This window comes from Arthrobacter sp. ES3-54 (assembly GCF_029504395.1).
Classification (GTDB): domain Bacteria; phylum Actinomycetota; class Actinomycetes; order Actinomycetales; family Micrococcaceae; genus Arthrobacter.
Map to the genome: position 1 here is coordinate 56,616 of NZ_JAQFIF010000012.1, position 23,010 is coordinate 79,625.

Below are 23,010 nucleotides of genomic sequence, written 5' to 3' on the forward strand. Positions count from 1 at the left end.
TCATTGCCGCCTCAGCCGACGCGGCCACTTCATCCGCCGGGCGGACGCCGGCGTCCTCCCGCCCGAACCGTGGCAGGACATACGCGGTGAGGGCCAGGGCCACCAGGGCGCCGACCGCCCCGGTGAGCACGAAGCTGAAACGCACCGGGACCAGGGCCCCCAGGAAGCCGCCCAGGGCCAGCGCCCCGATGGAGACGGCGCGTGTCATCCCGCCAACGATCGCCATCGCCTGGCCGCGCCCGCTTTCCGGAATCCGCAGGATGGCGATGGCTCCGAAACAGGCGTTCAGGACGCCGCAGGCCGTGCCCGTCGCCGTGTAGGCCACAAAGAGCAGTTCCACGTTGGGGACCAGTCCTGTGAGGATCAGGAACGCCGAGGCTCCGGTCATGGAGGCCAGCAGCACGCGCAGCCGTACCGCCGGTGTCTTGATGCTGCCGGCCATCGCCGCCCCGGCCGCCATGCCGAGACCGAAGGCTGCGGCCAGCAGCCCGTACTGCGTCTCGGTGGCGCCAAGTTCGCCGCGGGCCAGGAACACCTCGAGCACGTTGGTGGCCTCGCCGACGACAATGAAGAACATCGCCCCGAGGACCAGGGCCCAGACCAGGCTGTCCCGGCGGATCAGGCGCAGTCCGTCGAGCAGCGCCGGCTTCGCCCGGCCGGCCCGTTCGGCCGCCGTGCCGCGGCGGGTCCGGATCAGCAGGGCGCCCAGCCCCATGGCGACGTAGCAGCCGCTGGCCACGGCGAAGACCAGTCCGGTCCCGCCCCAGCCGCTGAGCAGGCCGCCCGCGGCGGGACCGGCCATACCCGCAATCATGACGGTCGCCTGCATGGTGCCCATGGCCCGCGGGGTGCGGTCCTCGCCGACGATCCGCGGCAGCAGGGCCTGCCAGGTGGGTCCGGCCACCGCCTGGGCCGCGTCGAGCAGGAAAGTCATGGCAAACAGCACGGGCAGATAGTTCTCCAGGTACTGCATGCCCAGCCCCATGCCGGCGACGGCGGCGGCGCTGACCGTGGAGCTCGCCGTCGCCAGCGTGCGGGAGTCCGTGGTGTCGGCGAGCCGGCCGGCCCAGGGAGCCAGCAGAACCAGCGGCAGCGCCGAGCACAGCAGGTACGCGGCCACCAGCCAGGGCCCGGCGACGGGCGTTTCGCCGGCGGCGGCGGCGTTCTGCAGGTGCAGCATGACGCTGACGACGACGGCGCCCATCCCCGCCGTCGCCACGAACCGGGCGGTGCCGGCGATCAGGAAGTCGCGGTTGCGCCACAGGGGTTGCGCCGTTGCTGTGGGAGTGGAGGCATTATGAAGTGTTTGTTTCATAAATAGGAAAATAGTCCGGTCCCGGAACAGATGTCAAGCATTTCTTTCATAGTTTGGAGAGGCTGGATACACTGGAGGAGTGAACGCAGAAACCCCGACGGCGGAGTCCCCGGCTCCGCCGGCCACCAAGCGCCGGCATCGTCCGGAGAAGCAAGTGGAAATCACGGACCCGAAGGCGATCCGTGCCCTGGCCCACGCCGCCCGGCTGGAGGTCATTTCCGAACTGTATTCCACCCAGGTGAGCCGGACGGCCACCGAGCTTGCCGCGCAGACCGGCCTGACTCCCAGTGCCATGAGCTACCACCTTCGGGCACTGCAGAAGTGGGGCATCGTGGTTCCCGCAGAGACCGCCGGGGACGCCCGGGAGCGGCGCTGGAAGGCCGCCGGCACCGATTTCACCATCCACTCGCTGGGGGGAGTGGCCAGCCCGGAACTCGCCGTCCTGGACCTCGAGCTCGACGCCTACCGCCGCCGGGTCCTTGCGTACGCCAAGGCCCGCAACGCCCGGCGCGAGAACGGCGACACCGCCGACGGCCCGTCCTCCGTGGTGCTGGCCAGCAACCTCCTGTACCTGACGCCGGACCAGCGGGCCGAACTGAACCGGCGGGTCTTTGACCTCCTGAGGGACTACGAACTCGAGGATCCGGACCACGTGCCCGAGGGCGCCGAACGCATGGCCACGATGTGGTCGATGATTCCGGACGACCGCGGACCGGCCGCCGCGAAGCCGGCCCCCGGCAAGGCCGCCCCCGGCAAGGACTAAGCCGGCAAGGACCGAGCCCGCCGCCGGCACCGTCTGAAAACCGCCCCCGGCAACGTCTGAAAACCGCCGCCGGCGCCGCGGGATGTGGCATCCAGCGCGCCCTCAATGGCCGCCGGACACGCGGTCTGATCGCAGCCGGAACCCACCTCCGCGGGGCCGTCATTTCCGGCCGGATGCGCGGGATTCTGCAAAATATGGTGAACTAGGCGGGTATGGGCGCATCTGCCCGAGCCACCTTTTTCTGTAGGAGCACCGTGCCAAGCAAGGCCAAAACCGGCAAGAAACTCGTGATCGTGGAGTCTCCCGCCAAGAGCAAAACCATCGCCAAGTACCTCGGCGAAGGCTTCATCGTGGAGGCCTCCATCGGTCACATCCGCGACCTTCCGCAGCCCTCGGAGCTCCCCGCGGAACTGAAGAAGACGCCGCTGGGCAAGTTCGCCGTCGACATCGACAACGACTTCAAGCCCTACTACGTGGTGTCCTCGGACAAGAAGAAAAAGGTCGCCGAGCTCAAGGCCCAGCTCAAAGACGCCGACGCTCTCTATCTCGCAACCGATGGGGACCGCGAAGGCGAGGCCATCGCGTGGCACCTGCTCGAAGTGCTTAAGCCCAAGGTTCCGGTCTACCGGATGACCTTCGGCGAAATCACCAAGGAAGCCATCCACCGCGCCATGGACAACCTGCGCGATGTCGACCAGGACCTGGTGGACGCCCAGGAAACCCGGCGCGTCCTGGACCGGCTCTACGGTTATGAGATCTCGCCCGTGCTCTGGCGCAAGGTGGCCCGCGGCCTCTCCGCCGGCCGCGTGCAGTCCGTCGTCACCCGCATGGTGGTGGACCGCGAACGCGAGCGGATGGCCTTCAAGGCCGCCTCCTACTGGGACCTCACCGGTCAGTTCGGCGCCGGTTCCGGCTCCTTCAAAGCCAAACTTGCCGCCGTCGACGGCGCCAAGGTCGCCAGCGGCCGGGACTTCAACGACAACGGCGAGCTGACCTCGCGCAACGCCGTCCACCTCAACGAGGAACTCGCCGCCTCGCTCGCAGCGGGGCTGCAGGACGCCGAATTCCGGGTCCGCTCCGTCGACACCAAGCCGTACACCCGCCGCCCGGCCGCGCCGTTCACCACCTCCACCCTCCAGCAGGAGGCCGGCCGCAAGCTGCGCTTCTCCTCGAAGAGCACGATGCAGGTGGCCCAGCGCCTCTACGAAAACGGCTACATCACCTATATGCGTACGGACTCGTCCGCGCTGAGCAACGAGGCCATCACGGCCGCCCGGCGCCAGGCCTCCGAGCTGTACGGCCCCGAGTACGTACCGCAGTCGCCGCGGGTCTACAGCGGCAAGGCAGCGAACGCGCAGGAAGCCCACGAGGCCATCCGTCCCGCCGGTGACTCCTTCCGCACGCCGGCCCAGGTGGCAAAGCAGCTCTCCGGCGACGAATTCCGGCTCTACGAGCTCATCTGGAAGCGCACGGTCGCCTCCCAGATGGCTGACGCCAAGGGCTCCACCGCCACGATCCGCCTCGGCGCCGTGACTGTTGGTAACCCGGCCGACCGGCGCGACGCCGAATTCTCGGCGTCGGGCACCGTCATCACCTTCCCCGGCTTCCTCGCCGCTTACGAAGAAGGCAAGGACGAAAGCCGCGGCGATGACGAGTCCGAGGAAGCACGCCGGCTGCCCAACGTGGCCAAGAACGACGCGCTCACCGCCACCGATATTGTCGCCGTCGGGCACGAGACCTCGCCGCCGCCGCGCTACACCGAAGCCTCGCTGACCGCGGAGCTGGAAAAGAAGGGCATCGGCCGCCCGTCGACCTACGCCTCCACCATCTCCACCATCCAGGACCGCGGCTACGTCCGGAAGCAGGGCTCTGCGCTGGTCCCGAGCTGGATCGCGTTCTCCGTGATCCGGCTCCTCGAACAGCATTTCCACGACTACGTGGACTACGAGTTCACCGCCGATATGGAAGCCGACCTGGACAAGATCGCCAACGGCCAGGCGGCAGGACCGGCCTGGCTCAAGCACTTCTACTTCGGTGAAGACTCCGAGCCCGGCCTGCTGAGCATCGTGAACAATCTCGGCGAGATCGATGCCCGCGAGATCAACTCCATCCCCATCACGGACGCGATCACTCTCCGGGTCGGCAAGTTCGGCCCGTACCTGGAAAGTTCCACCGCCACCGTGGATCCCGAGACCGGCGAAGTGGTTGAAGCGGCCCGCGCCAACGTCCCCGAGGACCTGGCCCCGGATGAGCTCACGGCCGCCAAAGCCGTTGAACTCATGGAGACCGCTGCCCCGGAGGAGCGCGTCCTTGGCGCGGACCCGCACACCGGGCACACCATCGTGGCCAAGAACGGCCGCTACGGCGCCTACGTCACCGAGGTCATCCCGGAGATGACCGAGGAACAGCTGGCCAACCAGCCCGTTGAGTACTACAAGAACGGCAAGCCGAAGCCGGCAAAGAAACCCGTCAAGGCCAAGCCCCGCACCGGATCCCTGTTCGCTTCCATGAGCGTGGACACCATCACGCTGGACGAGGCCCTGCAGCTCATGAGCCTGCCCCGCGTCCTCGGCCAGGACGCCGACGGCAACCCGATCACGGTGCAGAACGGCCGGTTCGGCCCGTACCTGAAGAAGGGCACGGACTCCCGCTCGATCGGCTCCGAAGAGGAGATCTTCACCATCACGCTCGAGGCGGCGCTGGAGATCTACTCGCAGCCCAAGCAGCGCGGCGCCCGTGCCGCGGTGCCGCCTCTGGCCGAATTCGGACCGGACCCGGTCTCGGAGAAGAACATCGTGGTGAAGGAAGGCCGGTTCGGCCCGTACATCACCGACGGCATCACCAACATCACCGTGCCGCGCAGCACCGCGGTCGAGGAGCTGACCCGGGAACAGGCCGTCGAACTCCTCGCCGAAAAGCGGGCCAAGGGACCGGTCAAGCGCACGACGACGGCCCGCAAGGCACCCGCCCGGAAGGCCCCGGTCAAGAAGTAGGCCCGCCCACCGAATTCGCCGGAAACGCGCGGATTCGCCGGAAATTACCGGCGAATTCGCAGGTTTCCGGCGATTTCGCGTTTGCGGACCGGCCGTGGACGTGATCGAGTAGGAATATGACTGAACAGCCCGCACACCTGGACAACCAGCCGCTGAACGAACTCGAGGAGCAGCTTGCCCGGGGGGAGCAGCCGGACGCCAACCCGGTGGACGTGATCCTCGCCTTCCTCAACAACGAGGTCTACGTGGTCAGCTCCGACGCCCTGGAGGGCCCCGACTCGCAGGTGGAGCCGCTGGTCCTCGCGAACTCCTCCGGCAAGCCCGTCCTGGCCGTTTTCTCGCACCCGAGCCGCGTCACCGAGCAGTATCTCGCCGCCGCCCCGAACGTGCTGGGCACGCAGGGCGCCGCGATCATCGGGAACCTCGGTGCAGAGCTTGGCATGGTGATCAACCCCGGGGCCGCTTACGGCTTTGAAATCGACCCGGAGGGCGTGGCCAACATCCGCCGCGACTTCAAGCCCACGGACGAGCCCACCGACGGCGCTGCCGCCCAGCCCACTGCTGGGGCAGCGGACCGACCGGCGCAGGACGGCGACCCGGCCTAAGCCCGCGGCGTCGGCGGCGGTATTCTTCGCGAATACCGCCGTCGCAGCTAGGCCAGCCGCTCCGTGGGGGGAATAATGGCACCATGCGTCTAGGCGTCCTCGACATCGGGTCCAACACTGTCCATCTCCTGCTGGTCGACGCCCATCCCGGCGCCCGTCCGGTCCCCTACGCCTCGCACAAGCGGCGGCTCTCGCTCGTGCAGTTCCTCGACGACGACGGCAACATCGACGACGCCGGGCAGCATGAACTCGTCGAGTTCGTCCTTGAAGCGTGGGAATTCGCGGCCAAGCACAAAGCCGACGACCTCCTCGCGTTCTGCACCTCGGCCATCCGCGAGGCCACCAACGGCGCGGCCGTCCTGGCCCGTGTCAAGCATGAAACCACCGTCACCCTCCGGGAGCTCACCGGCAGCGAAGAGGCGTCCATGACGTTCTTTGCCGTCAGGCGCTGGTACGGCTGGGGTGCCGGGCCCATCTTGAACCTGGATATCGGCGGTGGCTCCTTTGAGATGGCCCTCGGACAGGACGAGCTGCCCGAGCTGGCGACGTCCGTTCCGCTCGGCGCCAGCCGGCTGACGCGCGACTGGCTGCCCGAGGACCCGCCCTCGGCCAAGAGCATCAAGGAGCTGCGCCGCTACATCCGCTCCACGCTCAAACCCGCGGTGCGCAAATTCGAGAAGCTGGGCCGGCCCAACCTCGTAGCGGGCACGTCCAAGACGTTCCGGTCCCTCGCCAGGATCGCCGGCGCAGCCCCCAGCGCTGCCGGGCCCTACGTCAAGCGCGAGCTGCTGGCCTTGGACCTGGGGCTCTGGGCGCAGCGGATCTCGGCCATGGAGGTAGGGGACCGGCTGCACCTGCCCGGCGTCTCCGAGGCCCGCGCGCCGCAGGTCCTCGCCGGCGCCCTCGTCGCGGAAGCGGCGCTGGAAATGTTCGAGTTCGACAGCCTGGTGACGTGCCCGTGGGCCCTGCGTGAGGGACTCATCCTTCGCCGCCTGGACCAGTTGGTGTTTGAGGGGCCCGTAGATCCCGCGCCGCATGTGGCGGAGCAACCGCCGGCGCGGCTCCAGTCGCCGGAAAAAGCTTCCTGAGGCCGCCCGGGCCCGCGACGGTGTCGAGACCGTGTCGATCCGGAGCGTCCCCGATCGTGTAATTGCTGAGAGGCCGGCACACCGCCGGCTGATTCGCCAAGGAGGCACCCGAAATGACGCAGTACCTGCTCAGCATTTACCAGCCGGACGGCCCCGCCCCGGACCCTGAGTTCCTCGAACCGATCATGCGTGACCTGGCGGCCCTGAACCATGAAATGCAGGCCGCAGGGGCCTGGGTGTTCGCCGCGGGACTCCACCCCGCGGAGTCCGCGACGGTCCTCCGGCCCAGCGGCGGCGAGATCCTGGTGACCGACGGGCCGTTCACCGAAGGCAAAGAGCACCTCGGCGGATTCACCGTGATCGAGGCCGAGGACCTGGACGCGGCCCTTGGCTGGGCGCGGAAGCTGGCCGGCGCCACCACTCTTCCCGTTGAAGTCCGTCCCTTCCAGCACTAGCCGGGCCGAGGGGGCGTCTGTGGGCGACCATGGTGCACATGACGGCGCGACCGAGGCGGACATTGCCCGCGTGTTCCGGCTCGAATACGGCCGCGCCGTAGCCGTCCTGACGCGGACGTTCGGGAGCATCGATATTGCCGAGGACGCCGTCCAGGATGCTTTTACTGCGGCCGTCCAGCACTGGCCGTCGGCGGGCATCCCGCCCAGCCCGGCCGGCTGGATCATCACGACGGCGCGGCACCGGGCGATCGACCGGCTGCGGAGGGAGGCGTCACGCGAGGACAAACATGCGCAGGCGGCCTGGCTGGCGGCGGCGCGGTCCGGGACCGGACCCGCGCCGGCCGCTGAAGAGCAGTTCCTGGCGGAACAGTCAGGAGTCGAGGACGTGGACGACGACACTTTGCGGCTGATTTTCACCTGCTGCCACCCTGCCCTGGCCAGGTCCGCCCAGGTGGCGCTCACCCTGCGGCTGCTGGGCGGATTGACGACGGCGGAGATCGCCCGGGCCTTCCTGGTGCCGGAGGCGACCATGGCACAGCGGCTGGTCCGGGCGAAGGCGAAGATCCGCGATGCCAAGATCCCGTACCGTGTCCCGCAGGGCGCCGAACTGCCCGAGCGGCTGCAATCGGTGCTGGCGGTCCTCTACCTGATCTTCAACGAGGGCTACACAGCGGGCCCCGCGGACAGCCCGGCCCGTGCGGAGCTCTGCACGGAAGCCATCCGGCTGGGCAGGCTGCTGGCGTCCTTGATGCCGGACGAGCCGGAAGCGGCGGGTCTGCTGGCACTGATGCTGCTCATTGAGTCCCGCCGCGCTGCCCGGTTCGCCCCCGACGGCGGACTCGTACTGCTCGCGGCCCAGGACCGGGGACGCTGGGACAGCGCCCAGACCGCCGAAGGCCAGGAGCTGGTGCGCCGGTGCCTGCGCCGGAACCGTCCCGGGCCGTATCAGCTCCAGGCGGCGATCAACGCCGTCCACAGCGACGCCCCGACCGCCGCGGACACGGATTGGACGCAGATTCTGCAGTTGTATGACCAGCTCCTGGCCGTCGCGCCCGGACCGGTCGTGGCGCTGAACCGCGCCGTCGCCCTTGCCGAACTGCGCGGGCCGGGTGCCGCGCTGGCCGCGGTAGAGGAACTGCCACTGGAGAACTATTACCTCTTCCACGCCGTCCGCGCGGACTTCCTCATGCGCCTGCGCCGCTATCCGGAGGCCGCCGAAGGTTACAGGCGGGCCCTGGCGCTGGCAGGAAGCGCCGCGGAGCGCCGGTTCCTGGAGGACAGGCTCGGCAGCCCGGCGTTCGGCGGAGCCGGTTGACGCCGGTTAAAAGGAGTAGCGCCGGGCGATTGGAGCAGGACTTGGGGGAACTCTGCTGTCAATCGCCCGGCGCACCGTCGGCTCCGGGGAGCCGACTATCATCACTCGCACCTGTTGAGGCACTTTCCAAGGTAGAGGCCGATCATGGGCGCCCGGCGAGATTTCCCTGTGCGTTAGCTGGCAATCCGACGGCGTCCCCCCGGCGTGCCTGTGCCCGTCGGCAGCCGGTTCCTTAAACGGCAAAGGCACCGGCGGTCCGCTGCGGGAAAAATGGGAAAATCCGCTGCAAACCACCGGTGCCGGGCAGGCATCCGCATGCCTGCTGCATCACTCGCACCCTCAATGAGGTAACTCCTACGTTAGGGACCGAAGTTGTGCGCTGACTGCGGTGAAGGTGTGAGCTGGCTGGGAATCACGTCCGACTGCAATGATGGGGACATGAGCAACCGAATCGCATTCCTGGGCTGTGGGTCAATGAACGAGGCAATCCTCGGTGGGCTAATAGACGGCGGCGTCGACCCGGCCGATATCGTCGCTACTGTCCGCCGGGCCGAGCGCGCGGCCGAGCTGGCGCAGCGCCACCACGGGATCACGGCCATCGCGGGCGAAGAAGAGCCCGACAACAACAAGCAGGCGGCCACCGGCTCCGGCGTCGTAATCCTTGGCGTCAAACCGGTGGGCATCGCCGATCTGGCCCGGGAAATCAGTGAGTCCCTTTCACCGAACACGATCGTCATCAGCGTCGCGGCCGCCGTGTCCCTGGCACAGCTGGAGGCGGCGCTGCCGGCCGGCCAGCCCGTCATCCGTACGATGCCGAACACGCCGGCGAAGCTGGGCCGCGGCGTCGTCTCGGTCTCGCCCGGGACCAACTGCTCCGCCGGGCAGCTCCAGCACGCCAAGGACATCCTCGCAGCCGTCGGCACGGTGGTGGAGATCCCAGAGGACCAGGTGGACGCCCTCTCCGCGATCAGCGGCTCGGGCCCGGCCTACGCCTTCTATCTGGCGGAGGCCATGGCGGAGGCCGGGGCGCAGCTGGGCCTGGATCCGGAGCTGTCCCTGTTGCTGGCCCGCGAGACGGTCGCCGGGGCGGGCTTCATGCTGGCCGAGCCCGGCGCGGATCCATCCACCCTGCGCAAGGCGGTCACCAGCCCAAACGGCACCACCGAACGGGCCATTGCCACGTTTGACGAGCGGGGACTGCCGGCCATCATCGCCGACGGCGCCCGGGCGGCCGCTGAGCGCGCAGCAGAAATCACCCGGCAGCTCGCCTGAGCCTGCCAAGCGAACACCGGGGCCACCGGCGGCCGCCGGCTGTGGCTCCGGGCCCCGGTGGGCGCCAGTTGTGGCTTAGGGGCGGGCAGCGAACCGTTCGAGCAGGTCCACGTGGCCCGAAACAATGAGCATGTCCCGCGAGGAAACCTTGGTTTCCGGCCGCGCGTACGTGAAGTCCTCGCCCGGGGACTTCACGCCCACAATCGTGACGCCGTACTTGGAACGGACCTTGGACTCATCGAGGGTGAAACCCACGGTCTCGCGCGGCGGGTACATCTTGACGATCGCGAAGTCATCGTCAAACTCGATGAAGTCCAGCATGCGCCCGGAGACCAGGTGCGCGGCGCGGACGCCGGCATCAGCCTCCGGGTAGATGACGTGGTTGGCGCCGATCCGGGTCAGGATCTTGCCGTGCGAGGGCGTGATGGCCTTGACCCACAGGTGTTCGATCCCGAGGTCCACGAGGTTCACGGTGATCAGCACCGAGGATTCGATCGAGGTGCCCACGCCCACGACGGCGGAACTGAATTCCTGGGCGCCGAGCTGGCGGAGGGCGTCGATGTTCGTGGCGTCGGCTTCGACGACGTGCGTCAGGACGCTCGCCCACTTCTGGACAAGGGTGCGGTCGCGCTCAATGGCCAGGACCTCCCGGCCCTGCTTAACCAGCTGCTCTGCGGTGGATGCGCCAAAACGGCCCAGCCCGATCACCAACACGGGGGCGTTGTGGGCGGGGCGGTTGACGGCGCCTGAGGAACTAGCCAATGATCGGTCTCTCTTCCGGGTAGTGGTACAGCTGGCTGCGCTGGCGCAGGGCCAGGCCGGCGGCAAGGGTGACCGTCCCGACGCGCCCGGCGAACATGAGCAAGGCGAGGACGTAAACCCCCGACGGCGGCAACTCTGCACTGAGGTTGGTGCTTAGGCCCACCGTGGCGAAGGCGGAAATGGTTTCAAACAGGACCCGGTCCAGGGACGCATGGCTGATGTGCAGGAGCAGCAGGGCCGAGACCGAGACGAGGGTGGCGCCGGCGACGATCACCGAAATGGCCACACGCATGGTGCCCTCGGGGATGGTGCGGCCATAGATCTTCACGTCTGCGTCGCCGCGGGCCTCGGCGGCGATCGCCAGGAACATCACGGCGATGGTGGTGACCTTGATGCCGCCGGCCGTGGATGCGGAGCCGCCGCCGGCGAACATGAGGGCATCGGAGAGCAACATGGTGGTCGACTCCATGTGGTTCTGGTCCACAAGGTTGAACCCGCCCGAACGCAGCATGACGGAGGCAAACAGCGCATGCGTGACCTTGTCGCCGAGGTCCATGTCCCCGATGGTGCGCAGGTTGTCCCACTCCAGGAAGCCCCAGAGGACCGTCCCGGCGGCGAGGAGGATGAAGGACACCTGGATGGTCAGCTTGGTGTGAAGGTTCCATTTCTTCCACCGCAGCCCGTTCTGGTGCAGCACCATGACCACGGGGAAGCCCAGGCTGCCCAGGAACACCCCGAGCATGAGCGGGACGAGGATCCAGAGATCGGTTTCGTACGGGACGATTCCGTCCGAATGCGGCGTGAAGCCGGCGTTGTTGAAGGACGAAATGGCGTAGAAGATGCCGTGCCAAAGGGACTGCGGGAAGCTCTCCCCGAGGATCAGGAAGCGGGGGATGAGGGCCAGCGCCAAAGCGGCCTCGATCACCACGGAGGTCACGATCACGATCCGCAGCAGCGTACCGACTTCGCCCAGCCGGCCGGCATTCATGGCCTCCTGGGCGATTAGCTTGCCGCGGACCCCGAGTCTCTTGCTGACCATGAGCGCCAGCAGCGACGCGAGGGTCAAGGTGCCCAAGCCGCCCACGAAAATGCCGACCAGGATCACGAGCTGGCCGAAGAAGGACCAGTGCACAGCCGTGGAGACCACGGTCAGGCCCGTGACGCAGACAGCGGACGCCGCGGTGAAGAACGCCTGATGCAGTGGTGTGACCTGTCCCGTCGCGGAAGCCAAGGGCAGCGAGAGCAAAGCGGTGAAGACCAGGATCACGACGCCGAAGGCCGAGAGCGCCAGGCGGGCCGGCGAGCTGTTTGCGATACCGTCAATGAAGTCGCGCAGGCGTGTGAAGATCCACAGGCCTTCCCGCTCCGGCATACCTGGCTGCCAGCTGGCGGGGCTCTTGGACCTCGACTGGCTTTGCGTCATGTTTTTCCTCGGTTGAAACTGCTTCCCCAAGTAGTAAACCACTAAAGTCCGGTAATGACCGGGGGAGCACCCCTGCACGCGCGGGAAGCCGGGGGCTGCTCGGGTAGCCTGTGATTGATGACATTCCTGCCCGGACTCGCTCAGACCGCGCTGCCAACGACGGTGGTGTGGGCTCCTGCCATGACCGCCTACAACTTTGGCCACTCCCACCCGATGGCGCCGGAGCGCATGGAGCTCACGGCGAAGCTGGCCGCCAGCCTGGGGCTGCTGGATCTGGACCACGTCACGGTGGCGGCACCGGACGTCGCCGCCGACGCGGAGCTGTGCGCGGTCCACAGTCCTGAGTTCGTGGCCGCCGTGCGGCGTGTGAGCGAAAACCCGGACACCCCCGACCACGCCCGGGGCCTCGGAACCGAGGACGACCCCGCCTTTGCCGGCATGCACGAAGCCAGCGCCCGGCTTGCCGGCGGCTCCCTGCTCGCGGCCGCAGCCGTCCTTGACGGCAGCGCGGTGCGGGCCGTGAACTTCGGCGGCGGGATGCACCACGCTTCCCGGGACCGCGCGAGCGGTTTTTGCATCTACAACGATGCCGCCCTCGCGGTCCAGCGGCTGCTCGATGGCGGCGTCCAGCGCGTGGCCTACGTCGACGTCGACGCTCACCACGGCGACGGCACGCAGAGCATCTTCTGGGACGATCCGCGCGTGCTGACTATTTCGCTGCACGAATCCGGGCTGACCCTCTTTCCGGGCACCGGCTTCGCGAACGAGATCGGCGGCCCCAACGCGCAAGGCAGTGCCGCGAACGTCGCCCTCCCGGCCGGCACCGCGGACGCCGGGTGGCTGAGGGCCTTCCACGCCGTCGTGCCCCAGCTCATTGGAGCGTTCGAGCCGGAAGTCATCGTCAGCCAGCACGGCTGCGACTCGCATCGGCTTGACCCGCTCGCCCATCTGAACATCAGCGTGGATGGCCAGCGCGAGGCCGCCACGGCCATCGCCAACCTCGCCGCGCGCTACTGCGAGAACCGGTGGATTTCCACAGGGGGCGGCGGTTACAACGTCGTCAGCGTCGTGCCGCGTTCCTGGAGCCACCTGATCGCCATCGCCGCCGGCCGGCCGGTACCGCTGCGCACCCCGGTTCCGGAGGACTGGCGACGCTACGTCAAAGACAAGTACGGGGCCAAGTTCGGTGTAGAGCCCCCCGAAGCGATGGGCGACGACGTCGACCTCTGGTGGCGGTCCTGGGAAGTGGGTTTCGACCCCAACGACGAAGTGGACCGCAGCATCATGGCCACCCGCAAGGAAGTGTTTCCCCTGCACGGACTGGACCCCTGGTTCGACTAGGTCCGGGCCCGGGTTAAGGCCCGGCGCCAAGGCAGCAATTGGTGGATGCCATCTGGCGTATATGTCGCTAGTGTGGAGGGCATGGTGACAGACGACGTATTTGCCGTCATTGCTGAGGCAACCAGGCGTGACATTCTGGTAGCACTCCGCAAGGGGGACAAAGCAGTGGGGGAACTGGTCCAGGAGCTTGAAGCAAGCCAGCCCACCATTTCCAAGCATCTCAAAGTCCTCCGCGAAGCGGACCTGGTGAGCATGCGCGCCCAGGGCCAGAAGCGGTACTACACGCTCAACCCCAAACCGCTCGCCGGGATCGCCAACTGGCTGCAGGCGTTCGACGTCGGCCCCGCCGCCACAGCGGACGCGGCCGCAGCCCGCCACCCCGAATCCAGTCCTGCCGCCGTCCCGGACGGCTTGGCCGCGGCGGCCTTCCCGCAGCCAGTCGCCGCGCAGCCCGCCGCAGCACTGGCGGCCCGCCCTGCCGGCAGCCCGCTGAGCCCCGCCGTCGTCATCCCGGTGGGAACGGCAGGGGAGGACAGGATGCCCCAGCAGATCGGGCGGACCGTGGGCCGTGCGGCCACCAAAGCCGCCGATCTCCTGGCCAACCTGCCCAAGTTCGGCCGCAAGAAGTAGCCCGGGCCGTTTGTGTCCTTCGCCACCCCGTTTTTGTCACAGGGGGCGCCCTTAGGTCCTCGAATAGAAGTCCTTTCCGACCCAGTGCAACCATGGAAAGGCTGGATTGTTGCGCCCCGCTGAGGGGCGCTGAGGTTTAGGGAGTTGCAATGGACGCACGGCTTGAAGCCATCCGGGACACGGTGCTGGCACGGAATCCCGGCGAAAGGGAGTTCCACCAGGCAGTCATCGAGGTCTTCGAAAGCCTCGGACCGGTGCACGACCGCCACCCGGAGTTCCTTGAAGGTGCCGTCCTCGAGCGGCTCTGCGAGCCCGAACGGCAGATCATCTTCCGCGTGCCGTGGACGGACGACGCCGGCAGCTTCCAGATCAACCGCGGCTTCCGGGTGGAGTTCAATTCAGCACTGGGCCCCTATAAGGGTGGCCTGCGATTCCACCCCTCAGTAAACCTTGGAATCATTAAGTTCCTCGGCTTCGAGCAGATCTTCAAGAATGCCCTGACCGGCATGCCGATCGGCGGCGGCAAGGGCGGCTCCGATTTCGACCCCCGCGGACGCTCGGACGCCGAAATCATGCGCTTCTGCCAGTCCTTCATGACAGAGCTGTACCGCCACATCGGCGAGTACACCGACGTCCCTGCCGGGGATATCGGCGTCGGCGGCCGCGAAATCGGCTACCTCTTCGGACAGTACAAGCGGATCACCAACCGCTACGAATCCGGTGTCCTCACAGGCAAAGGCATCTCCTGGGGCGGTTCGCTGGTGCGGCCCGAAGCTACGGGCTACGGCACCGTGATCTTTGCCGAGGAAATGCTTAAGACCCGAGGCCAGTCTTTCGACGGCCAGCGGGTGGTGGTCTCCGGCTCCGGCAATGTCGCCATCAACGCGATCGCCAAGGCCCAAGCGCTCGGCGCCACCGTTGTGGCCTGCTCCGATTCCTCCGGTTACATCGTGGACGAGGCCGGGATCGACGTCGCGCTGCTGCGCCAGATCAAGGAGGTCGAACGCGGACGGCTCAAGGACTACGAAGCCCGACGCTCCGCCGTCTCCTACGTGGAGGGCGGCTCTGTCTGGGACGTCGACGCGACGGTCGCGCTGCCGTGCGCCACGCAGAACGAGCTCGGCGGCGACGCCGCTGCCCGGCTGGTCCGCAACGGATTGCTGGCGGTGGGGGAGGGGGCCAATATGCCCTCGACGCGTGACGCCGTCGCGGTCTTCCAGGAAGCCGGCATTCTGTTCGGGCCGGGCAAGGCCGCCAATGCGGGCGGCGTGACGACTTCCGCGCTGGAAATGCAGCAGAACGCCAGCCGCGACTCCTGGTCCTTCGCGCACACCGAGGAACGGCTCACGGAGATCATGGTAGGGATCCACGCCCGCTGCGCGGCCACCGCGGACGAGTACGGGGACCCGGGGAACTACGTGCTGGGCGCGAACATCGGCGGCTTCGTGAAGGTGGCCGACGCGATGCTCGCCCAAGGCCTCATCTAAGTCTGATCTTCCGGTTGCCCGTGTGCCGGGGCAACGATGGCGGCAGTGTTCTTCGACAGACACTGCCGCCACCGTCATTTCCGCAGGGATATGTCGGGCGGACTAGGTGCCGAGAAGCCGCACGTGTTCGGGGGTGAGATCCGCGATCCGGCTGACGCCCAGCAGGGCCATGGTGCGTTCCATGTCCTTCTCCAGGATTTGGAGGGCACGGTCCACCCCGGCCCGTCCGCCGGCCATGAGCCCGTACAGGTAGGCGCGGCCGATCAGCGTGAAGTCGGCGCCGAGGGCGAGGGCGGCGATGATGTCCGCGCCGCTCATGATGCCGGTGTCCAGGATGATCGCCGCCTCGCTGCGGTCCGCCTGCAGCGCGGCAGAGACCTCGGGGAGCAGGTGGAACGGGATCGGTGCCCGGTCCAGCTGGCGGCCGCCGTGGTTGGAGAGCACAATCCCGTCCGCGCCGTGATCCACCACCTTGCGGGCGTCGTCGACCGTCTGGATGCCCTTGACCACGAGCTTGCCCTTCCAGGTCTCGCGCAGCCAGTCGAGGTCGGCGTAGGTCAGGGTGGGGTCGAACATGGAGTTGATCAGGTCCGCCACCGTGCCCGCGTACCGGGACAGCGAGGCGAAAGTCAGCGGCTCATGGGTGAGGAAGTTGAACCACCACGCGGGCCGGTAGGACGCATCGAGGACGGTCTTGAGCGTCAGGGCGGGCGGGATGGTCATGCCGTTGCGGACGTCCCGGAGCCTGGCGCCGGCGACGGCGGTGTCCACCGTGACCATGAGGGTGTCGTTGCCCGCAGCGGCGGCACGTTGGATCAGTTCCAGCGAACGGTCCCGGTCCGTCCACAGGTAGAGCTGGAACCAGTTGCGGCCCGTGGGCGCGGCCGCGGCCACGTCCTCCAGGGACGCCGTGCCCATGGTGGAGAGGGTATAGGGAATGCCGGCGGCTGCGGCGGCCTGGGAGCCGGCGTATTCGCCCTCGGACTGCATCATCCGGGTGAACCCGGTGGGCGCGATCCCCACCGGCAGCCGGGACGGCCCGCCCAGGATGTCGGTGCTGAGGTCGATGCTGGAGACGTCACGCAGGACCCCGGGCCGCAACTCGATGTCCAGGAACGCCTGGCGGGCGCGGCGGAGGGAGATTTCGGCCTCGGCGGCGCCGTCGGTGTAGTCGAATGGCGCCTGCGGCGTGCGGCGCTTGGCCATGTCCCGCAGGTCCCAGATGGTACTCGCACGGCGCAGCCTGGCGGCCCGGCTGAACTCCGGCTTCTTGAACTGCATCAGAGGAGCAAGATCGGCGTATTTGGGCACCCGCCGCTTCAGTGCGGCAGGGAGTCCGCGGCCGGCCGCCGCCTCTGCTTCATGCCCGGACGCGGACGCCCCAGAGTCCGCGGCGGTGGCCCCGGGAGTGGTCGGAGCCTCGGGGTTGCCGGGCGGGACGGTCTGCGTCATGGCTGCCTCCATTGTGGTCGGAGTGAGTGGTCGGTGCTCATGCTGGGGTTCCTCACACTCTAGGTGGTGCCGGTGTGCGTCGACGTGACACTTCGCGGCAGTGTTGGCGCCGAACACTGCCGCGAACTGCCATCTCGAGAGCTGGGGCGGCGTCCCGGGGCCGTGGGTCCGGCGAAATGTTACGCCCGGCGTTTGCCCCGGCCGCGGCTCCGGAGCTATGGTCGACGTTATGACTAACCGTTGGTATGCGTATTTTTCGTTGGCTCTGGAGGGGCCCGCGTCTAACTGACACGCATCCAACTTTCCTTCAGAGCCAACAGGGCAGAGATTATTCTCTGCCCTTCGCCATTTCTCCGGCGGGTTCTGATCAGGGCCCGCTCCGCATCCGGAACAGGACCCGAACATGAGCATCGAAGCAGCCCCCGGCACCCAGCACCCCACCTCGAACCTGCGCGTCAGCGAGTTCACCCCGCTCCCCACTCCGCAGGACCTCATGGCGGAACTGCCGTTGGAAGCCCGCCTAGCCGAGGTCGTCGGACGGGGCCGGGACGAGGTCCGGGCCATTATGGACGGTGTGGACGACCGGCTGCTCGTCATTGTGGGTCCCTGTTCCATCCACGATCCCAAGGCCGGGCTGGAATACGCCCGCCGGCTGGTAAGCCAAGCGGAGAAGCACCGCGAAGACCTGCTGATCGTCATGCGCACGTACTTCGAAAAGCCGCGCACCACGGTGGGCTGGAAGGGCCTGATCAACGACCCCCACCTGGACGGCAGCCACGACATCGCCGCGGGCCTGCGCGCGGCCCGGGCGTTCCTGCGCCAGGTCACCGCCCTCGGCCTGCCCACCGCCACCGAGTTCCTTGAGCCCATCAGCCCCCAGTACGTCGCGGACCTGGTGGCCTGGGGCGCGATCGGTGCCCGCACCACGGAGAGCCAGATCCACCGCCAGTTGGCTTCCGGGCTGTCCATGCCGATCGGCTTCAAGAACGGAACAGACGGCGACCTCCAAGTGGCGCTGGATGCGTGCAGCGCCGCCGCTGCCGCCCAGGCGTTCCTCGGGATCGACGACGACGGCCGGGCCGCTCTTGTGGCCACCGCCGGCAACCCGGACACCCACGTCATCCTCCGCGGCGGACGCAAGGGACCCAACTACTCCGCCGCTGACGTTGCGGCGGCCTCCGCCAAACTCGCCGCGAAGCAGTTGAACCCCCGCCTGATCGTCGACGCCAGCCACGCCAACAGCGGCAAGAACCACCACCGTCAGGCCGAGGTGGCCCTTGAAATTGGTGCCCAGCTGGAAAGTGCCGGAGCCGCGGCCGGGGCCATCGCCGGCGTGATGCTGGAGAGCTTCCTGGTGGGCGGGGCGCAAAACCTAGAGGTCAACGCCGACGTTACAGCCGAAGGCAAAGTTACAGGCAAAGATGCAGCCGCCGGCCGGGACGGGCTGGTCTACGGCCAGAGCGTCACGGATGCCTGCATGGACTGGGATGTGACGGCGTCGGTACTTGGCCAACTGGCCGCCTCGGCCCGCACCCGCCGGACGCGTGCCTGATGGTTGAACAGGAGGCGCGGGCAGTGCGAGATTTTCGGAGATTCCTGCGGAAATCGTACGGGGATTCCTGAGGAAGCCTTTCACATTGGCACCATGAGCAACTAGTGTTGCTAACACATGGTTGTTAGATGGCTCAGCATCGGCACACCGCCATGTCACCAGGTGGGGCTGCCGTTCGCTTGAGCAAAGGAATAGGGAAATGTCTACGGAGGCCAACTTCTCCAAGGCCCGTTTTTTGACCGTGGCGGAAGTCGCGGAACTTATGCGGGTATCAAAGATGACTGTTTACCGTCTTGTGCATTCGGGGGAGATGCCGGCCGTGCGGTTCGGCCGCTCTTACCGCGTGCCGGAAAACGCCGTCGAACAGTACCTCAAGGGTGCCGTCGTCGACCGCAGCGACGGGCACGCCGGAACTGGCTGAACAGCCAGCGGCAACAATCACAGCGTGAATTGACCGCTTTGGGCCCCGCATAGGGCCCGCGGTCGTGGGGTACCTCGCAGAGGCGGTACCCTGTTAAGGAACGTTTTACGTCATTGTAAGAACCTGTCAGTTGTTTCAGTCTGCTGCTTAGCCCGCGGACCCTTTCCAACAGGCAGGTACTGCATCTAGCCGGTAAGGAACTTTCGTGGGTTCAGTTATTAAGAAGCGTCGCAAGCGTATGGCCAAGAAGAAGCACCGCAAGCTGCTTCGCAAGACGCGCCACCAGCGTCGCAATAAGAAGTAGCAATACTTCGAAATGCATGAAATGCCCGTTGCCTTCCAGGCGGCGGGCATTTTTCTTGCCCCGTCCCGGCGGGAAGATTTCGCACCGGATCAAGGACACGGGCTACCCGGATCCGCGACGCGCGGTCCGAAACCGCAGCGGAATGCTGCGGGGGCTAGCGGCTGGGTCCGCGGAAGCGGGAGAAACCCCGCCACAGGCCATAGATGGCCCCGCCGACCGTCGCGGCCTTGAATCCCAAGGTGGCGGCGCGCCGGCCGGCACGGAAGTCGTAGACCGGCCAGTTGTGCTCGCGGGCGTAACGGCGCAGCTTGGAGTCGGGATTGATGGCAACGGGGTGCCCCACCATGCTCAGCAGCGGGATGTCGTTGTGGGAATCGCTGTAGGCCCAGCAGCGGCTGAGGTCCAGCCCCTGGTCTTCGGCAATTTTCTGGACCGCGACCGCCTTGGCCGGGCCGTGCAGGATTTCGCCCACGAGCCGCCCCGTGTACGAGCCGTCCAGGATCTCGCCCACTGTGCCCAGCGCCCCGGTCAGGCCCAGCCGGGCGGCAATGACCGTGGCCACTTCGATCGGCGTCGCCGTGACCAGCCATACTTTGCGCCCGACCCGGAGGTGCTGCTCCGCCAGGGCCTTGGTCCCCGGCCAGATCCGCGACTCAATCATCTCGTCGTAGACTTCTTCGCCCAGGGCTTCGATGTCCTTCGCTGTGATGCCGGCAGCCAGCGTCAGGGCGGAATCGCGGACGGCATGGACATCGTCCATGTTTTCGCCGCGCAGCACGAACATGAACTGCTTCCACGCGAACCCGGCAGCCTGCGGCAGGGTGAACGCGCCGCGCTGGTGAAGCTTGCGGGCGACATGGAAGAGGCTTGCGCCCTTCATGAGGGTGTTGTCGACGTCGAAAAATGCGGCCTCGCCGTGCTGCATCGATGCAGCAGGCTCACTGGCCACAATGACGTATTTCTCCTCGGGCATGCCACGAGTCTAGTCAATGACCGGCCCCGGACCGCCCGCGGGGCGCGACGCGACGGCCGGACGGCCCGGGCTCAGGCCGACTGCGCCGCGCGTCGACGCCGAAGCGGGCGCCGGGCTACGGTGGATGCATGGCCAAACCCGCGTCTATCCCCGATGTCGTACTGATCACCAAAGCTGACTGTCACCTGTGCGCGGAGGCGCGCGCCGCCGTCGCCCGCGTCACCGCTGCGCTCGGAATCGATTGGTCGGAGAAATCGGTGGACGACGACGCCGGGCTGCGTGAGCGGTTCGCCGAGGAGATCCCGGTGGTGCTGGTCAACGGGGTCCAGCGGGATTTCTGGAAGATCGACGAGGCCCGGCTGACCCGGACCCTGCAACGGGTCATCGGTCAGCAGTCCTGACGGCGGGGTGCTTTGTTGCGTGATGCGCGGGGGCTTTAGAGTGGGAAGCACAACGCGACGCAATGGAGCAGATAGTGACTTCGCTGGATTCATCTCCCGGGGCTGTCCCCGGGGGAGCCGGGACTGCCGCCAAGCAGGTTCCCCCCGCGGCCGTGGCCCGGCTGACCATCTATCTGCGCGCCCTGACCACACTGCTGGCTGAAGGGGTAGACCGGGTCTCGTCCGAGTCGCTAGCGGAGGCTTCCGGAGTTAGCTCCTCGACGCTGCGCAAGGACCTCTCCTATGTCGGCTCCTACGGAACCCGGGGTGTCGGTTACGAGGTCCAGTACCTTAACCGCAACATCGCTGCTGCGCTCGGGCTAACGCATGACTGGAAAGTCGCGATCGTCGGTGCGGGCAACCTGGGCAAGGCCCTGGCCCGGTACGGCGGATTCGAGTCGCGGGGCTTTGACATTGTGGCAATATTCGACGCCGACCAGATGGTGGTGGGTAGCGAGGTCGGCTGGCTGCGGGTCAGCGACGCCGCTGACCTCGAGCCCGTACTGCAACGGACGGGTGCCAACATGGTGGTCCTCGCCCTGCCCGCCGCGGTGGCCCAGGACGTCTGCGACCGGGTGATTGCCGCCGGCGTGCGGAGCATCCTCAGCTTCGCGCCGGTAATGCTGCAGGTCCCCCCGGGGGTCAACCTCCGCAAGGTCGATATGGCGACGGAACTGCAGATTCTGGCCTACCACGCACAACGGGCGCAGGTCCCGGAGGACGCCGACTAGGATCGGCCTGCCCTCCGGTTCCCGCGCCCGCTGAACCGTTCTCTGCTGGTGGTTCTTGGCTGGTGGTTCTTGGCGCGGTTACTTCCCGAAGGGGGCTCCGGGCTGTCCATAGGGGTTGGCCAAGGACTGCCGCTTCTGGAAGTATGGTGAGGCCGCGGGCAGGTAGAGCAGCACGATGGCCGCGATGCCCACCAGTGCCGCCAGCGTGGCGAGGCTGAGCGGGATGATGTTGAAGATCGACAAGGCGGCGAACACGGTGCCCAGAATACGGGCCCAGTTTTTGCCCTTGCGGACATTGAATGCGACGAGGGCGTAGAGCCCGGCGCTGATGAGGGCGAACACCACGATGGTGCCGATCAGGACACCCTTGATGGATTCGAAATCGACCTGCGCGCCGCTCGTTGCCATCTGCTGCTCGAACATGTCCCTGACGGCAGGGGTGTCCAGGGTTCCCAGTGACACCAGCATCGAGATGACCCACAGGGCTCCGGCTGCGACGATCAGCCAGAACGATGTATTGACCAACTGGGGAACCGCGCCCGGAGCCTGCGGCTGCTCGGACGGATACTGGGCATAGGGGGACTGGCCGTACTGCGGGGCGTTCTGGCCGTAGGCCGGCGGCGTCTGCGGCGCGTTCTGGCCGTACTGCGGGGCGCTCTGGCCAAACTGCGGCGGCGTCTGCGGCGCGTTCTGGCCGTACTGCGGGGCGTTTTGGCCGTAGGCCGGCGGTGTCTGCTGGCCGTACTGCGGGGTTTGTGGGGCGTTCTGGCCGTAGGCCGGAGTGGATTCCCCGCCCGGCTCGGAGCCGTTGGGCGGTGAGGGCTGGACTGGCGGGTTGCTCATAAGCGGTCCTTTGCGTGTCGATCACTGAATCGGCCAACGGGACCAGAGATCCTGCCCTGCCCCCAGCATGGTTTAGCTCAACCGTACCCCGGCCCGGCCGCCGTGTGGATCATTCCGGAGAGGTATTCTCAGCCCTCATTCCTGGGCCGCTACGGCCGCGGCGAGGACGCCCCGGCGCTGCCACGCTCCGGCGGGTTCCGCATGCGGCGGCAGGCCTAGAACCGGGCCCGGTTGGCGACAAACCAGGCCTGGGCGTTCGGCAGCCACATGAGCACGGTCGCCACCAGGCTGATGAGGAAGCCCGGCAGGCTTCCGCCCCCCCGGCCGTCGGCGACGCCGGCGCTGATGAGCGTCAGCACCAAGGAGATGCCGACAAGAATGGTGAGGGCGAAGCGGGCCCACTCCCGGCCTTCCTTCATCTTCATGGCCAGGACGATCTGAGCGGTTGCCAGGGCAAGCGCCACGATGACAAGCAGCAGCACCAGGAGTCCGATTGGCGGCGCGAAGGCGATCAGGACGAAAGACCCAAACAGCCCGATGACTCCACCGAGGAGACCCAACAGCCCCCCGATAAGCCAGATCCAGTAGGAGACCTTAAGTTCGGTGGGCATCGCAGCTACCTTGAACATGCCGGAGAGGCCGCCTATGGGCAGGGCATCGCCGAAGTTCCTGGGACGGTCAGTGGGCAGCTCGAAGCGGAATCCGCCCGTAGACGCAGGCTGGCCCTGATGTCCCGCGGGCTGGCCCTGATAGCCGGGCGGCGGTGCCTGATACCCCGGTGGGGGAGTTTGGTAGCCGGGCGGCGGTGCCTGATACCCCGGTGGGGGAGTTTGGTAGCCGGGCTC

21 protein-coding genes and 1 pseudogene are annotated in these 23,010 nt (G+C 67.3%); 15 read left to right on the forward strand and 7 right to left on the reverse strand.

Annotated features, from left to right (window positions below):
- Window positions 1-31: 31 nt before the first annotated feature.
- Window positions 32-1,315 (reverse strand): annotated as a pseudogene (locus M2428_RS17640) (MFS transporter); the annotation flags it as partial.
- A 79-nt stretch (window positions 1,316-1,394) separates the two neighbouring features.
- Here M2428_RS17640 and M2428_RS17645 point away from each other — a divergent pair.
- The 7 genes from M2428_RS17645 to proC all read left to right on the forward strand — a co-directional run bounded on the left by M2428_RS17645 (window position 1,395) and on the right by proC (window position 9,806).
- A complete protein-coding gene (locus M2428_RS17645; RefSeq protein ID WP_277527259.1) occupies window positions 1,395-2,078 on the forward strand; it encodes a winged helix-turn-helix domain-containing protein in 684 nt (227 codons plus the stop codon).
- Window positions 2,079-2,332: 254 nt separating this feature from the next.
- On the forward strand, window positions 2,333-5,071 hold the full coding sequence (gene topA, locus M2428_RS17650) for a type I DNA topoisomerase (RefSeq protein WP_277527260.1): 2,739 nt from the start codon (window positions 2,333-2,335) through the stop codon (window positions 5,069-5,071).
- A 116-nt stretch (window positions 5,072-5,187) separates the two neighbouring features.
- Window positions 5,188-5,676: an SseB family protein gene (locus tag M2428_RS17655; protein WP_277527261.1), complete on the forward strand. Its 489-nt coding sequence runs from the start codon at window positions 5,188-5,190 to the stop codon at window positions 5,674-5,676.
- An 83-nt stretch (window positions 5,677-5,759) separates the two neighbouring features.
- Window positions 5,760-6,764, forward strand: coding sequence for a Ppx/GppA family phosphatase (locus M2428_RS17660; protein WP_277527262.1), 1,005 nt, complete (start codon window positions 5,760-5,762; stop codon window positions 6,762-6,764).
- A gap of 113 nt (window positions 6,765-6,877) precedes the next feature.
- Window positions 6,878-7,219 (forward strand): YciI family protein, encoded by a 342-nt coding sequence (locus M2428_RS17665; RefSeq protein WP_277527263.1) that lies wholly within the window; start codon window positions 6,878-6,880, stop codon window positions 7,217-7,219.
- Between the two features lie 19 nt (window positions 7,220-7,238).
- Window positions 7,239-8,534, forward strand: a complete 1,296-nt coding sequence (locus M2428_RS17670; protein WP_277527264.1) for an RNA polymerase sigma factor — start codon at window positions 7,239-7,241, stop codon at window positions 8,532-8,534.
- 438 nt (window positions 8,535-8,972) lie between these two features.
- Window positions 8,973-9,806 carry a pyrroline-5-carboxylate reductase gene (gene proC / locus M2428_RS17675; protein WP_277527265.1) on the forward strand — a complete coding sequence of 278 codons (834 nt, stop codon included), beginning with the start codon at window positions 8,973-8,975 and terminating at the stop codon, window positions 9,804-9,806.
- A 75-nt stretch (window positions 9,807-9,881) separates the two neighbouring features.
- Here the strand turns inward: proC and M2428_RS17680 are convergent, their stop codons facing one another.
- Together M2428_RS17680 and M2428_RS17685 are read right to left on the reverse strand one after the other, a co-directional pair.
- Complete coding sequence (locus tag M2428_RS17680) at window positions 9,882-10,568, reverse strand: TrkA family potassium uptake protein (protein WP_018775040.1); 687 nt, start codon at window positions 10,566-10,568, stop codon at window positions 9,882-9,884.
- Complete coding sequence (locus M2428_RS17685; protein WP_277527266.1) at window positions 10,561-11,991, reverse strand: potassium transporter TrkG; 1,431 nt, start codon at window positions 11,989-11,991, stop codon at window positions 10,561-10,563. Before M2428_RS17685 ends, M2428_RS17680 begins: the two co-directional genes overlap by 8 nt.
- 117 nt (window positions 11,992-12,108) lie before the next feature.
- Here M2428_RS17685 and M2428_RS17690 point away from each other — a divergent pair, with 117 nt between their 5' ends.
- The 3 genes from M2428_RS17690 (at window position 12,109) to gdhA (ending at window position 15,449) form a co-directional block, all read left to right on the forward strand.
- Window positions 12,109-13,332, forward strand: a complete 1,224-nt coding sequence (locus tag M2428_RS17690; protein ID WP_277527267.1) for an acetoin utilization protein AcuC — start codon at window positions 12,109-12,111, stop codon at window positions 13,330-13,332.
- Between the two features lie 81 nt (window positions 13,333-13,413).
- Window positions 13,414-13,962 carry a metalloregulator ArsR/SmtB family transcription factor gene (locus M2428_RS17695; protein ID WP_277527268.1) on the forward strand — a complete coding sequence of 183 codons (549 nt, stop codon included), beginning with the start codon at window positions 13,414-13,416 and terminating at the stop codon, window positions 13,960-13,962.
- A 149-nt stretch (window positions 13,963-14,111) separates the two neighbouring features.
- Complete coding sequence (gene gdhA / locus M2428_RS17700) at window positions 14,112-15,449, forward strand: NADP-specific glutamate dehydrogenase (protein WP_277527269.1); 1,338 nt, start codon at window positions 14,112-14,114, stop codon at window positions 15,447-15,449.
- Window positions 15,450-15,551: 102 nt separating this feature from the next.
- Here the strand turns inward: gdhA and M2428_RS17705 are convergent, their stop codons facing one another.
- Window positions 15,552-16,901, reverse strand: coding sequence for an alpha-hydroxy acid oxidase (locus M2428_RS17705; RefSeq protein ID WP_277527270.1), 1,350 nt, complete (start codon window positions 16,899-16,901; stop codon window positions 15,552-15,554).
- 403 nt (window positions 16,902-17,304) lie between these two features.
- Here M2428_RS17705 and M2428_RS17710 point away from each other — a divergent pair, with 403 nt between their 5' ends.
- The 3 genes from M2428_RS17710 (at window position 17,305) to M2428_RS17720 (ending at window position 19,178) form a co-directional block, all read left to right on the forward strand.
- Complete coding sequence (locus tag M2428_RS17710) at window positions 17,305-18,453, forward strand: 3-deoxy-7-phosphoheptulonate synthase (protein ID WP_277527271.1); 1,149 nt, start codon at window positions 17,305-17,307, stop codon at window positions 18,451-18,453.
- A 199-nt stretch (window positions 18,454-18,652) separates the two neighbouring features.
- Window positions 18,653-18,874 (forward strand): helix-turn-helix domain-containing protein, encoded by a 222-nt coding sequence (locus tag M2428_RS17715; RefSeq protein ID WP_090574680.1) that lies wholly within the window; start codon window positions 18,653-18,655, stop codon window positions 18,872-18,874.
- 205 nt (window positions 18,875-19,079) lie between these two features.
- The gene (locus M2428_RS17720; protein ID WP_003792170.1) at window positions 19,080-19,178 is read left to right on the forward strand and encodes an AURKAIP1/COX24 domain-containing protein; all 99 of its coding nucleotides are present in this window, start codon (window positions 19,080-19,082) and stop codon (window positions 19,176-19,178) included.
- Between the two features lie 154 nt (window positions 19,179-19,332).
- Here the strand turns inward: M2428_RS17720 and M2428_RS17725 are convergent, their stop codons facing one another.
- Window positions 19,333-20,151, reverse strand: coding sequence for an HAD-IB family hydrolase (locus tag M2428_RS17725; RefSeq protein WP_277527272.1), 819 nt, complete (start codon window positions 20,149-20,151; stop codon window positions 19,333-19,335).
- 128 nt (window positions 20,152-20,279) lie between these two features.
- On the opposite strand from M2428_RS17725, the gene M2428_RS17730 reads away from it, so the two are divergent.
- Window positions 20,280-20,552: a glutaredoxin family protein gene (locus tag M2428_RS17730; RefSeq protein WP_277527273.1), complete on the forward strand. Its 273-nt coding sequence runs from the start codon at window positions 20,280-20,282 to the stop codon at window positions 20,550-20,552.
- 74 nt (window positions 20,553-20,626) lie between these two features.
- Window positions 20,627-21,322, forward strand: coding sequence for a redox-sensing transcriptional repressor Rex (locus M2428_RS17735; RefSeq protein WP_277527274.1), 696 nt, complete (start codon window positions 20,627-20,629; stop codon window positions 21,320-21,322).
- 78 nt (window positions 21,323-21,400) lie between these two features.
- On the opposite strand, the gene M2428_RS17740 is transcribed toward M2428_RS17735, so the two are convergent.
- Window positions 21,401-22,165: a hypothetical protein gene (locus M2428_RS17740; protein ID WP_277527275.1), complete on the reverse strand. Its 765-nt coding sequence runs from the start codon at window positions 22,163-22,165 to the stop codon at window positions 21,401-21,403.
- A 215-nt stretch (window positions 22,166-22,380) separates the two neighbouring features.
- Entirely contained in the window at window positions 22,381-22,776 is a 396-nt protein-coding gene (locus M2428_RS17745) for a hypothetical protein (protein ID WP_277527276.1), read from the reverse strand.
- Window positions 22,777-23,010: the final 234 nt, after the last annotated feature.

Bases quoted from the DNA above. Each gene is read 5' to 3' on its own strand.
- M2428_RS17705 (WP_277527270.1), bottom strand. From the start codon at position 16,901: ATGACGCAGACCGTCCCGCCCGGCAACCCCGAGGCTCCGACCACTCCC.
- gdhA (WP_277527269.1), top strand. From the start codon at position 14,112: ATGGACGCACGGCTTGAAGCCATCCGGGACACGGTGCTGGCACGGAAT.
- M2428_RS17730 (WP_277527273.1), top strand. From the start codon at position 20,280: ATGGCCAAACCCGCGTCTATCCCCGATGTCGTACTGATCACCAAAGCT.
- M2428_RS17715 (WP_090574680.1), top strand. From the start codon at position 18,653: ATGTCTACGGAGGCCAACTTCTCCAAGGCCCGTTTTTTGACCGTGGCG.
- M2428_RS17740 (WP_277527275.1), bottom strand. From the start codon at position 22,165: ATGAGCAACCCGCCAGTCCAGCCCTCACCGCCCAACGGCTCCGAGCCG.
- M2428_RS17695 (WP_277527268.1), top strand. From the start codon at position 13,414: ATGGTGACAGACGACGTATTTGCCGTCATTGCTGAGGCAACCAGGCGT.
- proC (WP_277527265.1), top strand. From the start codon at position 8,973: ATGAGCAACCGAATCGCATTCCTGGGCTGTGGGTCAATGAACGAGGCA.
- M2428_RS17725 (WP_277527272.1), bottom strand. From the start codon at position 20,151: ATGCCCGAGGAGAAATACGTCATTGTGGCCAGTGAGCCTGCTGCATCG.
- M2428_RS17710 (WP_277527271.1), top strand. From the start codon at position 17,305: ATGAGCATCGAAGCAGCCCCCGGCACCCAGCACCCCACCTCGAACCTG.
- M2428_RS17660 (WP_277527262.1), top strand. From the start codon at position 5,760: ATGCGTCTAGGCGTCCTCGACATCGGGTCCAACACTGTCCATCTCCTG.
- M2428_RS17665 (WP_277527263.1), top strand. From the start codon at position 6,878: ATGACGCAGTACCTGCTCAGCATTTACCAGCCGGACGGCCCCGCCCCG.
- M2428_RS17690 (WP_277527267.1), top strand. From the start codon at position 12,109: ATGACATTCCTGCCCGGACTCGCTCAGACCGCGCTGCCAACGACGGTG.
- M2428_RS17745 (WP_277527276.1), bottom strand. From the start codon at position 22,776: ATGCCCACCGAACTTAAGGTCTCCTACTGGATCTGGCTTATCGGGGGG.
- M2428_RS17655 (WP_277527261.1), top strand. From the start codon at position 5,188: ATGACTGAACAGCCCGCACACCTGGACAACCAGCCGCTGAACGAACTC.
- M2428_RS17685 (WP_277527266.1), bottom strand. From the start codon at position 11,991: ATGACGCAAAGCCAGTCGAGGTCCAAGAGCCCCGCCAGCTGGCAGCCA.